The 12,302-nt window shown below is 49.6% G+C and carries 11 protein-coding genes and 1 riboswitch; of the genes, 3 read left to right on the forward strand and 8 right to left on the reverse strand.

The features are described 5' to 3' along the window. Positions 1-20: 20 nt before the first annotated feature. Positions 21-1,388: an amino acid permease gene (locus MKY22_RS15920; protein WP_290780616.1), complete on the reverse strand. Its 1,368-nt coding sequence runs from the start codon at positions 1,386-1,388 to the stop codon at positions 21-23. A 160-nt stretch (positions 1,389-1,548) separates the two neighbouring features. Then, positions 1,549-1,626, reverse strand: a riboswitch (glycine riboswitch). A 209-nt stretch (positions 1,627-1,835) separates the two neighbouring features. Here MKY22_RS15920 and MKY22_RS15925 point away from each other — a divergent pair. Beyond that, positions 1,836-2,204, forward strand: coding sequence for a histidine phosphatase family protein (locus MKY22_RS15925; protein ID WP_341089974.1), 369 nt, complete (start codon positions 1,836-1,838; stop codon positions 2,202-2,204). A 349-nt stretch (positions 2,205-2,553) separates the two neighbouring features. Next, the gene (locus tag MKY22_RS15930; protein ID WP_341089976.1) at positions 2,554-3,777 is read left to right on the forward strand and encodes an MFS transporter; all 1,224 of its coding nucleotides are present in this window, start codon (positions 2,554-2,556) and stop codon (positions 3,775-3,777) included. Positions 3,778-3,818: 41 nt separating this feature from the next. Here the strand turns inward: MKY22_RS15930 and MKY22_RS15935 are convergent, their stop codons facing one another. Beyond that, complete coding sequence (locus MKY22_RS15935) at positions 3,819-4,340, reverse strand: NUDIX hydrolase (protein ID WP_290780607.1); 522 nt, start codon at positions 4,338-4,340, stop codon at positions 3,819-3,821. A gap of 17 nt (positions 4,341-4,357) precedes the next feature. Beyond that, a complete protein-coding gene (locus MKY22_RS15940) occupies positions 4,358-4,852 on the reverse strand; it encodes an LURP-one-related/scramblase family protein (protein WP_290780604.1) in 495 nt (164 codons plus the stop codon). A gap of 230 nt (positions 4,853-5,082) precedes the next feature. Between MKY22_RS15940 and MKY22_RS15945 the strand changes: the two genes are divergently transcribed. Beyond that, positions 5,083-6,078: a tRNA dihydrouridine synthase gene (locus MKY22_RS15945; protein ID WP_029343007.1), complete on the forward strand. Its 996-nt coding sequence runs from the start codon at positions 5,083-5,085 to the stop codon at positions 6,076-6,078. 45 nt (positions 6,079-6,123) lie between these two features. Here MKY22_RS15945 and MKY22_RS15950 read toward each other — a convergent pair whose 3' ends face one another. The 5 genes from MKY22_RS15950 to MKY22_RS15970 form a co-directional block, all read right to left on the reverse strand. After that, the gene (locus tag MKY22_RS15950) at positions 6,124-6,636 is read right to left on the reverse strand and encodes an SF0329 family protein (protein ID WP_341089983.1); all 513 of its coding nucleotides are present in this window, start codon (positions 6,634-6,636) and stop codon (positions 6,124-6,126) included. 31 nt (positions 6,637-6,667) lie between these two features. Continuing rightward, entirely contained in the window at positions 6,668-9,427 is a 2,760-nt protein-coding gene (locus MKY22_RS15955) for a glycoside hydrolase family 3 protein (RefSeq protein WP_341089984.1), read from the reverse strand. A 16-nt stretch (positions 9,428-9,443) separates the two neighbouring features. Beyond that, positions 9,444-10,508, reverse strand: a complete 1,065-nt coding sequence (locus tag MKY22_RS15960; RefSeq protein ID WP_341089986.1) for an alpha/beta hydrolase — start codon at positions 10,506-10,508, stop codon at positions 9,444-9,446. 191 nt (positions 10,509-10,699) lie between these two features. Beyond that, complete coding sequence (locus MKY22_RS15965; protein WP_290780592.1) at positions 10,700-11,887, reverse strand: DUF4317 domain-containing protein; 1,188 nt, start codon at positions 11,885-11,887, stop codon at positions 10,700-10,702. A gap of 82 nt (positions 11,888-11,969) precedes the next feature. Next, positions 11,970-12,167 (reverse strand): hypothetical protein, encoded by a 198-nt coding sequence (locus tag MKY22_RS15970; RefSeq protein ID WP_290780589.1) that lies wholly within the window; start codon positions 12,165-12,167, stop codon positions 11,970-11,972. Between the last annotated feature and the right edge of the window lie 135 nt (positions 12,168-12,302).

A 12,302-nucleotide genomic window follows, 5' to 3' on the forward strand; every position in this document is an offset into this window, starting at 1 on the left:
TTAAATCCGAGCGGCTTGTTTTAAGCACTTTTTTGATCGACTGCGTGTTGTTTCTTTTTCCGGAGGTGATACAGTCCGAATAGTCCGAGGAACCAGACCGGTGTCAGCAACAAGGCAGGACGTGTATCGTCAGCAAACAGCATGACGACGAGAATGACTGCAAACAATCCGAGCACGAGGTAATTGACGAATGGTGTCAATGGTGCTTTGAATGTCGACGCCGCATGTAATTCCGGATTTTGTTTCTTGTACCGGAGATGACAGACGAGGATGACACCCCAGACCCAGATGAAACAGATCGCACTGATCGTCGTGACGATACTGAACGCCTGTCCTGGTAACAGTTTACTGAGCAAGGCACCGACTGAGACGACGATCGTCGAGACGAACAAGGCGTTTGCCGGAACATGGTTTTTGTTCAACTTCGAGAACTTGTTCGATGCTTGCTGTTGATTTCCCAGGTTATACAGAATCCGGCTCGTCGAGAACATTCCGCTGTTACACGCAGAAGCAGCAGATGTCAGTACGACGAAGTTGATAATTCCTGCTGCGAGTGGAATCCCGATCAGACTAAATGTCTTGACGAACGGACTTTCTGTCGCACTTAATCCTGTCCATGGGTTGATCATCAAGAGGACGAGTAAGGCACCGACATAGAAGAATAAGATCCGAAGCGGAATCTTATTGATCGCGGACGGAATGTTCTTTTTCGGATCCGCTGTTTCTGCTGCGGATACCCCAACGAGCTCGACGCCGACATAGGCGAAGACGACCATTTGGAACGATAGCAGGAATCCAGAAATCCCGTTTGGCATCCATCCGCCATGTGACCAGAGGTTCGACACGGTCACGGGACCGGCGTCCGTTTTAAAACCGATTGCGAGCAAGACGATTCCGACACCAATCAAGGCAAGGATCGTCACGACCTTGATCAAGGCGAACCAAAACTCGAGTTCACCGAACAATTTAACCGTTAATAAGTTAAAACCAAGTAAAATCAAGAGAGCAAGAACGGCTGGAATCCATTGCGGGATATCAAACCAATACTTGACGTACAGACCGACGGCGATGATGTCCGCCATCGCTGTCATGATCCAACAGAACCAGTACGTCCAACCGGTCACGAATGCGGCACGTGGTCCGAGATAATCTTCTGCGATATCCGTGAGTGACTGATAACCTGCTTTTGACAATAACAATTCCCCAAGTGCACGCATGACGAAGAAGATTGCAATCCCGACGAGTAAGTAGGCAAAAATGATCGATGGTCCGGCGAGTTGGATCGCTTTACCTGATCCTAAAAACAAACCCGTTCCGATTGTTCCACCAATAGCAATCAACTGTACATGACGATTCGATAAATCCCGCTTTAATCCTTGCTGTTCCAAACCTGAACTCCTCCTTGTGATGGTTTCTCTACGCTTCAGACCGTTCTGTCGGTCCTGAAAAAGAAAAAAAGAGACTGGACGAATGTCCAATCTCAACAAAATCAAAGGAATAACCCATACACGCCACTACGACATTCCATGAATGCCCGTCGCTGCATGTGATTACTCTTCTGTCCGTTTGCCTGAGATTGTGAACCCTTCGGCGCCGTGTCGACACGGTCTCTCCAGAAGCTGCTCCTGCCATAGTGTGACCCATGACAATCATAGCTTTCTCTTTATTTGATTATCCGATGCGTCGCTGCATCGATGAATTGTTTCTAATTCTAGTAATCTCGACAGCGTTTGTCAACGCCTTTTTCAAAATGATTTTTCAATCTATGAAAAGGACTTTACCATCTTTTCCAGAAATCATACAGCACCACTTGATCACGAAAGGATGAAACATTCATGTCGACGATTTACTTGATTCGCCACTGTGAAACGACTGGTCAATCACCGGAAGCCCCGTTAACACCTCGTGGAGAAGAACAGGCGCAACGACTGTATACGCAGTTATTTGAGCTTCCGATCACACATCTTATTTCGAGTCCGTATCGCCGAGCGCTCGACTCGATTCAACCACTTGCGACTGCTCTGAAACTACCCGTTGCACAAGAAGATGACTTAAAAGAACGACGGTTAAGTGCCGTTCCACTTGACGATTGGCAGGATCATCTTCGTCGAACGTTCATCGATCCAGACTATACGTGTCCTGGTGGTGAATCTAGCCGGATAGCAACTAAGCGCATCACGCGTGTCGTTGAAAAAGCATTGTAACAGTATGATGGTTCCATTCTCGTGACACATGGGAATTTGTTATCTTTATACTTGCATTCGATTGACCCTACTTTTGGATTCGAAGAAAGTTTACAGCTGAAGAATCCGGATATTTTTAAGGTGACACGTATTCAAGAACAAACAATCATCAAACACTTGGAAGCTTTTTGAAAATCTATTCATTTTAGGCATACGACTTGATATAATCTATTCTTTTTACTTATGAAAAGCATAAGAACTATCTATTTTACTTCCCTTCAGAACGGCTTTATATTGAATGAATTGATAATAAAGTTAAGTAGTTTTCGATTCATGTATGAAGCGGAACTTCAGAAAAGAAGGGATTTTTATGTCTACCACAAAAAAAGGCTATTTCATGATGATCGTCCTCTGGTTCGCCTATGCGACCTTCGCCATGAACTGGGTCGCGGGTTCATCGTTGACGCCACAAATCACGGCGCATTTCTTCGGTAATCAGACCGTTGACCCTCTCATCTCACAACTCGTCAACTATTCGATTACGACGGCGCGTGTCTTCGCGAACATTCTTGCCGCGCTCATCTTGATGAAGCTCGGTCCGAAAAAAGCACCGTTGCTCGCACTGTTGTTCCTGATGATGTCGATCGTTGCCATCTACCTGCCGAACTACTGGGCGTATACGGTCGCTCGTATGGTCATGGGACTCGGTGGTTCAATGGTCATCGTCTACATGAACCCGGTCGTGACACGTTACGTCCAAGACCCGGCTGAAAAATTACGGATCAACGCCTTCAATACCGTCTCCTATAACGTCGGTGCATTCGTCGTGTCACTCTTGTTCACCTTGTTCGCTGATCAATTCGTCAGTGACTGGAAACTGACGTTGACGATCTTCGCGAGTCTGACAGCGATTCTCTTCTTCGCATGGTGGATCGGTAGTGAGTCGTTCGAGTTGAACGATGCTCCGGACGCGGACGAAACGCCTTACGGTTACGGAGATTCTGTCCGCGATCCGTTCCTCTGGAAATATGCGGTTGCCTTCGGCGGTTTCTTGACGCTCTATATCTTATCGCTCGTTGGCTTGAAACCTGTGTTCGATACGTATACGCAGTTGAACGGTTCGCTCGTCAACCTGTTGGTCTCCGGTGCCGGAATCGTCGGTACGTTCGTCGGTCTGCGGATCGGTAACAAAGGGACACCTCGTAAACCGATTCTGTTGATCAGCGGGACGGTCATGATCGCGAGTTTCCTCGTCACCGTCTTGTTCGGAAACATCTCGCCAGTCGTTTCGTATGTCTTTGCGTTCATTTCCGGATTTGCGATGTACATCCAGTATCCGATCTTCATGAACTTGGCACACGAACGAAAAGGCATGACACCGCAAAAGATCACCGTTTTATTCGGCCTCTTCTGGGCAATCGCTTATGCGACGCAGACGATCTTTACGATCATTTGGAGTTACGCACTCGGCCACGCGGGATATACGGTCTCAATGATCGTCTTCTTCCTCTGCTGTTCTGTGTATCTGTTCTTCACGTTCTTCTTACCAGAAACAAAACCAAAACGGACGGATACACTTCAAAAATCCGCTTAATCAAGCAACAAGCCCTTCCGAATTACCGGAAGGGCTTGTTTTTATGTCTCGTTATGCGCGCCGTAACTATGGCGAAGGGCAAACAACAGTCGAATCAATGATTCATGATAACCGATGAACCATCCTTCTTTGATCCCGTTAACGATGGCTTCTTCTGTCATCCAAGCAACGCGTTGGACTTCTTCTTCCTGCAACGTCAGCGTCGTCAAATCCACTTCCTGCTCGACGAGATAATAATCATCAAAACCGATCTCAAACGGGATCGTCAGATGGGGACGGACACCTGTGAAATCGATATCGAGTCCAAGCTCTTCCGACAGTTCCCGTTGCGCTGCCATCTGACTCGTATCCCCGCTAATTGCACTGCCTCCGACCGTCAGATCCCACATGTTCGGCCAACCAGATTTGAACGGTTGCCGTTGTTGGACGAGCATCTCTCCTTTGGCGTTAAAGACACAGACGTGAATCGTCATGTGATAATCGCCGGCTGTATGTGGCGTTCCCCGTGTCCAGAGCCGTCCTGTTTTCTTGCGATCTGCTGTGTATACGTCCCACTGTTCCATCCTAAATCATGCCCCTTTTAATCAATGAAAGATGTAGAGTTCGAACTTTCCTCCGCCTTGACGCAATCGATCGCGACGACGAGGGCGATCAACAATTCTTCCATTGCTTCATCTTCGACTTCAATGATGTACTGATCGGTCCAAGAGATCCATTTCTTCTGCACGCGACCAATCCGTTGCCCTTGTTGTAAGACCTCAAAATCAACATCCCACCAGTCGCCCGTCACTTCGAATTGATCCGAGTTGATTGTATAGCGGTCCTTGAAGAACGTGAACTCTTTAATGATTTCAAACGATTGCCCTGCTGCTTCGACATAAAAGACCGGTCGGAAACTGAACGTCTTCTTCGTGATTTCCGCGACTTCCTCTCCATCTCGGTTCGTCACGCTGAACGACTTCGGAAGTTTCATAAAACTGCCCTCGATGTGATAGGCGTCGTGCCCTGCCTCGTCTTTAATCGAGAATCGTCCACGTAAACTAAACGCTTTTTCTTTCATATAGAGTGTATGCATCCCGGTCTCCTCCTTTAGTGTATAGTCTCATTTACGCGATCACCGATGGAAAAGATTCAATATTTGGAAACTACCTCCGTCCAACTTTCTCTTATTTCCTTCATTCCCTCCTGCATCTAGTGAATCGCATCCCTTACTTGCACTTTTTAGCCAGAGCGCTTAAAGTGTATAGTTGATGAAATTCTTTAACCACACATGTGCATTACCTTAAGGAAAGGGTTTAATATACTATGAAAAAGAACTTTTGGCAGGACTTACCACGACCATTTTTCGTCTTAGCACCGATGGAAGACGTCACTGACGTTGTCTTCCGCCACGTCGTCGCAAAAGCGGCGCGTCCGGACGTGTTCTTCACGGAATTCACGAATACAGAAAGCTATTGTCATCCGAAAGGCAAACAGAGCGTTCGCGGACGTCTCGAGTTCACGGAGGATGAACAACCCATGGTCGCTCACATTTGGGGCGACAAACCGGAATATTTCCGCGAAATGAGTATCGGTATGGCAGAGATGGGCTTTAGCGGGATCGACATCAACATGGGCTGCCCCGTCCATAACGTTGCAGTTAACGGAAAAGGCTCTGGCTTGATCAATCGTCCGGAAGTCGCGGCTGAACTGATCCAAGCGGCAAAAGCAGGCGGTCTCCCAGTCAGCGTCAAAACGCGTCTCGGGTACACGAAGGTCGAAGAATGGCACGATTGGTTGCGTCACATCCTCGAACAAGATATCGCGAACCTCTCGATTCACCTCCGGACACGTAAAGAGATGAGTGCCGTTCCAGCGCACTTCGAATTGATTCCGGAAATCAAGAAGTTACGCGATGAGATCGCACCACAGACGTTACTGACGATCAACGGGGATATCAACGATCGCCAACACGGTCTTGAACTCGTCGAGAAATACGGTGTCGACGGTGTCATGATCGGTCGCGGGATTTTCCACAACCCGTTCGCGTTCGAAGTCGAGAAAAAAGAACATTCGAGCCAAGAACTCCTCGATTTGTTACGTCTGCAGCTCGATCTGCACGATCATTACTCGGCTCAATTCGAGCCCCGTCTCTTCAAACCATTACGCCGGTTCTTCAAGATTTACGTCCGCGGATTCCGCGGTGCGAGTGAACTGCGGGTCAAATTGATGGAGACGAACTCAACGGACGAAGTGCGTGCTTTACTCGACGCTTTCGTTGAAGAAGAAGGCATTCACGAGGTCAACTCGTTTTCAATCTAACAACAAAGCACGCCTCCTCGTTTTGAGGAAGCGTGCTTTTTCGTGTCACCAGCGTTCGACGGTTTGCCGCGTATCTGCACACCATTGTTCAAAATCAGACCGATGCGTCAGCGATAGGAAACGTCGTTTGCCGAGTCGCCGATCGAGCCGTGCGATACCACGGATGAAAGGATGTGGATGAACGAGTGCTTGTTCAAACGCAAGATTCGGATACTCTAACAAATCTTGTTGCATCTCATAGTTCTCTAGATACCCGTCTTGTTTGACTTGTCGTTCGATCTCAGCCGATAACGCATGCGACTGTTCCAACCAGTCGGACTGCCATAGCGCTCCGTCTGGTTTTTCCGGTAACTGTGCAGCCCGTAACGCGTAACGCCGATCGACTTCCCGTTCGAAGCGAAAATCGTCTGCTCCAAGAATCTCTTCTCCGTCAAACGTCATCCAGACACGACTGGGGTTATCTTGAATCCGGTAGACAGTTGCGCGAAAAGCGATTCGTCCTTGTAACGACGGGGCGAGCAGTTGCTCGACCCGCTTTTTGATGATGGAAAACTGCACGCAATCCGTCCTTTCCGTCCGGCTAATGTGATTAGCCGTTCTTCATATGAAACGATTCCGCAAGCGTGAATGTCAACTCTTTTAACTCCAGACCACCGAGTGCAAAGTAGAGTTTTAAATAGTTGTGTGGGTTGAAGACGAAGACGTCCTTCGTCTGGCTGACCCACTCGCCGTTCGTTCCGTTGAAGGTGAACGTCGCGACCGGCATGTTATTCGCAAACAATGTCACCGGCATTTGCGCCAGTTCGCCGGCATTCGAACATGCCGTCAACGTGACCTGGTACATTCCTGTCTCTTCCGCCGTGACAGCGAAGACGTGACTGCTGCCTGTCGTCGTCGTGACGTCCGTTAACGGGAAGGCATCTCCACTGACGAGACGTTGGTGTGAGACGGTTTGATCTTCGAGCGTCTCTTCTTCGACCGGTGCCCCGAGGACCTCAATCGATGTTGCTGTTCCCATCACGCGGTCCATGACTGGTGAACGCAACAGGAACTGACAGATGTTCGCGGCACTGCGCAGTAACTCGGAACGTCGAAGTGTCCCGTCAGCGAGAGCCGTCAACGTATCATCCTCGAATGGATTCGTTCCTGGTTCACCGACGACCATGTAGAGATCGTTTTGCGAACGGACCATCGTCGCCGTTTGTTGACGGTTTGCTTCCAAACCTTCGGCGTTGATCTTCGCCCACCAGTCCGTCATGACGATTCCGTCAAAGCCCCATTCATCGCGCAAGATGCGTGTGTTCTGATCGTATAAGCCGGCAGTCCAGATGCCATTGACGGCACCGTACGTCGTCATGATCGAGTATGCTTTCCCTTCCTTAACTGCCATCTCGAACCCTTTCAAGTACAACTCACGTAACGCCCGTTCTGATACGATCGAATCCAGATCATGCCGGTGGAACTCTTGGTTGTTGGCACTGAAGTGCTTCAACGTTCCCGTCACACCAACCCGGTGCATCCCGTCGAGCTGTGCCACGGCCATTTTTCCAGTCAGATACGAATCTTCCGAGAAATACTCGAAGTTCCGTCCGTTGAGTGGATGACGGTGGAGGTTCATCCCGGGTCCAAGCAACGTATCAATCTCGTTCTTCCGTAACTCAAGACCTGTCATCTCAAATAGATCGGCAATCAACGTTGTGTTGAACGTCGAAGCAAGCAACGTCCCGTTCGGTAACGAGAAGGCTTTCGTTCCGATGTCCATCCGGATCCCGGACGGACCATCTGCACAACAGCCTGCTGGAATGCCAAGTGCTTCGAGTTCTGTCGTCACGCCACCAAAGGCGCCCGCCGTTCCCGGTGTAACGCGCGGTGAGTTCATCCCTTCCCCCCGGACGATTGCTGCGAGATCCGCATTCGTCAATTGATCGAGGAACGTCTCGAGCGTAACACGCTCTTCTTTGACGTCGCGTAACTTCCAACCGGCATCTTCCGTCTGCGTCCGGTCAACGGGACGTTCCTGTTGACGGCGTTGTTCCGGATCAATTGTCCGTAGTGGTGTTGTTTCATACGTCACCGTATATCCCGTTTCGGTCGCTTGCGGTTTGATGCGTTCAAACGCCGTCACCGGTGCCATGTTCTCCGTTAAGACGTCCGTGACGTCAAGCGTCTCGACGGAATGGCTTGCGACTGGAACCGCCGACCGGACGTCCGTTCCGAGATAAAGCTGATACGTGCCAGGTTCGATGACATAAGACGATTTATGCCCGGTGACACCACTATCGTCATAACTCGCGAACGAGGCGAACGGTACGACGAGTGTGAGAGATTCTTGCTCGCCCGGTGCGAGTTCTTTTGTCTTGCCGAACGTCACGAGTTGACGCGTTGGGTTACCGAGTTGTCCTTGTGGTTTCTCGAGATAACCTTGTACGACTTCCTTCCCGCTCGTCTGACCGGTATTCGTCACTGTCGCTGTAATCGTCCAAGCATCAGCTGACGTCGTCACATCTGTCGCAAGGTTGAACGACGTATACGATAATCCATACCCGAACGGATACAAGACCACTTCCGGTGCGAACGTCTCGAAGTAACGGTACCCGACATAGATGTCTTCTTGATACAACGCGCGATCCGCATGACCGAAGTATGGTGTCGACGGATAATCATCGAGTGAACGAACGATCGTATCCGGTAGTTTCCCAGACGGCGAGACGCGGCCGAGCAAAAGATCACTCAGTCCAGTTCCGCCTTCCATTCCTCCTTGCCACGCGTAGAGGACAGCACTTGGCGTCGTCTCTTCGACCCAGCGCATATCGATGATATTCCCGACGTTCAAGACGACGACGGTCTGTTTGAAGTGTGTCGTCACGAGTCGGAGCATCTCCTGTTCCGTCTCCGTTAAAAAATAACTCCCTGGATCCGCTGTATTGTCGCGGTCTTCCCCAGCCGTACGACCAATCATGATCAAGGCAACATCGGAGTCAAGCGCTGCTTGCTGAACGAGTGTCGCGTCAAGCGGCATCTCTTCTTGCGACCACGGTTCGGCTGCCCAGCCTTCACCTTGTTCAAACGGATGGTCTTCAAGCCATGTCTCGTACGCCTTGAGGACGTCTGCATTCAGCGTCACGTCTTCGCGTAGCATATCGAGCGGACTGACGACGTTCGTAACGTTGACCATTCCGCCTGATCCTGTACCACTTTTATAGTAGTTGAACTGATTACGTCCGAAGACAGCGACCGTCGATGCAGGTTGCAACGGGAGCACACCATCATTGTGTAAGAGGACCGCCCCTTCCGCGACGGTTTGTCGTGCGAGTTTTGTATAGGCTTGCCAATCGAGTGTGTATGTCATGCGTCATCCACCTTTGTTAGTTAGTTTGAGAAAAGAGTCGTTTTAAGTCCTTCGCGATTTCGTCTAAGCTGTCTTCGGCTTGCGGATACAGACCGAGTTTATCAAGAAAGGCATGTTCCATCCCGCGGTAGTGGAGATAACGGGTCTTGACGCCAGCGCGCGCGAGCTTTTTCGCGTACGCTTCTCCTTCGAGACGTAAGTAATCAAACTCTCCCGTAATGACGAGTGCCTCTGGTAGATCGTCGAGCGTCGCGAACAACGGTGAGATCCGTCGATCCGTCGAATCACTTGCTTGAACGTACCATTGCTCGAGGATACCTTCTTCATCTTGAAGTAAGAGAATGATCCGTTCGAGGAACTGCGGTTCCGTTTGTCGATCATACGCTTCAAGCGTCCAGTCATATTCCGAATTCGGATGTTCTCCGACATTGACGACTGGATAATACAAGACTTGATAGCGGATATACGGCGTCGGACGCTCGCGGTCGAGCAGACAACAGACCGTCGCTAAGTTCCCACCCGCACTATCACCGGCGACAGCGATCGCACCTGGATCAATCCCAAGTCGATCGGCGTGTTCGACTGCCCAATCGATCGATGCATGACAATCCTCAAGTCCTGTCGGAAACGGATGCTCGGGTGCCAATCGGTAGCCGACCGACAAGACGGCGACGTTCCCTTTATCGGCTAATGCCTTACATGGATTCTCGACCGTCTCGAGCGTGCCACCGAAAAAGCCACCGCCATGGAAATAGACGACGAGCGGGAGCGGACGCGCCGCTTCCGGACGATACAGCCGTGCTTCGATCGTGGTATCGGGTCTTGGGATCGCGAGGACATCCGTTGAGATTTGCCGAGTCGTCACGTCTTCGTTGTCCCACCCCATGCCGGCACGTGCCAGTTCGACTGGCGACGCCCCTTCTGGAATCGAGACCGATGGACGCTGCGTGAGGACGACCTCACGGACACGCGGATCGAGTGTCCCTGGAGTCGAGACGTCGGGAATCGGCTTATCGACGATTTCGAGTCCGTCTTGATGGATGGATGAACGATTTCGTAACGTTCGCAGTAAGTCTTGCATCGATGCGGTAGACAAATGGATCGCTTCCTTTCTTATCAAACGGTTATCGAAAGCGCTTTCGATAACCGTTAAAAAATTTTCGAATGCCTCTTTTTCAAAAAAGATACCGCTTACATCACAATATACCTGTCTTTGACAGGAGAAGCAAATATTTCACCTAAAAAAATCAGCGCAGTCGCCTGCGCTGATCCTCATCGTAATTGTTCTTGTGAAACGATCGTAAAGCCATCGATGACCGTGTCTTCCTCGACCTCGATCAACAAGCAGCGTTTCCCTTGATAGTTGACTTGTTTGACGTACTTCAAGTCTTGCGGACTGATCGCGATGTTCGCGACCTTCGTATTGATTTTAATCGATTTCGCTTCATAGTTCGGGACGATGTTACTCGCTTTCATCTCGTATGTCGGATCGTCAACGACCGTCTTGAACGCCCGTTCGACCTGTTCCGTGCTGACGTCTTCGACACCACTTGCCTTGAGCACACGCTCGACTTCTTGGACGTCGAGCATCGGTACTTCTTCCTCATCTTGATCCTCTTCGACGACGATCAACTGGTTGATGTTTTCATAGACACCGGCTAACGTCTTCGTATCCATCGATTCACCGACGACTGATTTGACGATTTCCTCGAAGATCGCTTTATCCTCATCTGCCGTGACGATCGGTTGACCGTTCAAGACATTTTCAAGGAAGCCGAAATCCGGTTTATTCGGCTTACCTGCCGCATACAAGACATGATTGACGTCTGCCGCATTGTCGGTGAAGGTCGGGAAGAGAAATCCACCAATCGGCGACGCCAGTTTGATGACCGGATTGATGAACAAGTTCGACTTGAATTCGCGTTCAACGAAATCAAAGACGAGCGATTGTTTCGGTAACTCCGTTAAGTTAAGACTACCGAGAATGAACGGCGTCGTATAGACGTCGTCATTCGGATCGATCTCCGTCTCGTCCGCTTGGCGCTTCGTCGTTTTATAGTATTGTCCGCGAATGAACGTGACGACGAGGTCATTCTCGTACTGGACGTCCTGAACCATCTTCAACGCCATCGTCTGCATCTGTTCGACCCAGTCCTCAGGCTCTTCCGCATACAGTCCTTCGTAGAGCAGCTGTTGCGTATGACCCGTCTCCCCTTCTTCCGGATGCGTGAACTTGACCTCGAACAGCTTGACGTCGAGTTTTCCACCTAGTACCTTCTTGAAGTTCGCAAGGAACAGCTCCTGTTGCTCCGGATCAAGCAATAGAAATGGTCGGGCTTCCTCATGATAGATTTCGCTCGTCTCTTTTCGAATATAGACGTTGTAGATTTCATGGATTTTTAGTAAATCGGCATCCATCTTGAAGTGACGACGGATGTCGGCGATGTCTTTTTTATTCATGCATACCAGCTCCTCGAATCATTAAAATCCTGCTTCCTGAAAAGCGTACCATATGCGAGATGACCCGACATCTTTTAGAAAATCAATGCGCACGGAATGAATACGCGCGTGTGACAGAATTAGCGATCTCATATTCATATTCTTGGTGGGCAGCGCGAGCTTGCGCGATGCAATTATCTAGTTCTTTTGTGTTGAAATAACGTTGCGCTTCCGTCAACGTGCCACTTACGACTAAAAATACGCCGAACACGATCAACCATTCTCTAATTCGTTCGTTCATTATGTAGTCTCCTTTCTTCTCCACCTAAATCCTAACATCAGACCCTTCAATATAATGACAAAAGTTTAATTTTAATAACATTTACACGATATTCATTTTCTCCTAAATAAGTGATGACATACTAAAAATTGTGAA

The organism is Exiguobacterium sp. FSL W8-0210, from assembly GCF_038006045.1.
In the GTDB taxonomy this organism is placed as follows: Bacteria; Bacillota; Bacilli; order Exiguobacteriales; family Exiguobacteriaceae; genus Exiguobacterium_A.

Excerpts from the sequence above, each read along its gene's own strand:
- MKY22_RS15960 (WP_341089986.1), bottom strand. The coding sequence starts at position 10,508 with ATGCAAGACTTACTGCGAACGTTACGAAATCGTTCATCCATCCATCAA.
- MKY22_RS15935 (WP_290780607.1), bottom strand. The coding sequence starts at position 4,340 with ATGGAACAGTGGGACGTATACACAGCAGATCGCAAGAAAACAGGACGG.
- MKY22_RS15965 (WP_290780592.1), bottom strand. The coding sequence starts at position 11,887 with ATGAATAAAAAAGACATCGCCGACATCCGTCGTCACTTCAAGATGGAT.
- MKY22_RS15970 (WP_290780589.1), bottom strand. The coding sequence starts at position 12,167 with ATGAACGAACGAATTAGAGAATGGTTGATCGTGTTCGGCGTATTTTTA.
- MKY22_RS15925 (WP_341089974.1), top strand. The coding sequence starts at position 1,836 with ATGTCGACGATTTACTTGATTCGCCACTGTGAAACGACTGGTCAATCA.
- MKY22_RS15930 (WP_341089976.1), top strand. The coding sequence starts at position 2,554 with ATGTCTACCACAAAAAAAGGCTATTTCATGATGATCGTCCTCTGGTTC.
- MKY22_RS15945 (WP_029343007.1), top strand. The coding sequence starts at position 5,083 with ATGAAAAAGAACTTTTGGCAGGACTTACCACGACCATTTTTCGTCTTA.
- MKY22_RS15940 (WP_290780604.1), bottom strand. The coding sequence starts at position 4,852 with ATGCATACACTCTATATGAAAGAAAAAGCGTTTAGTTTACGTGGACGA.
- MKY22_RS15955 (WP_341089984.1), bottom strand. The coding sequence starts at position 9,427 with ATGACATACACACTCGATTGGCAAGCCTATACAAAACTCGCACGACAA.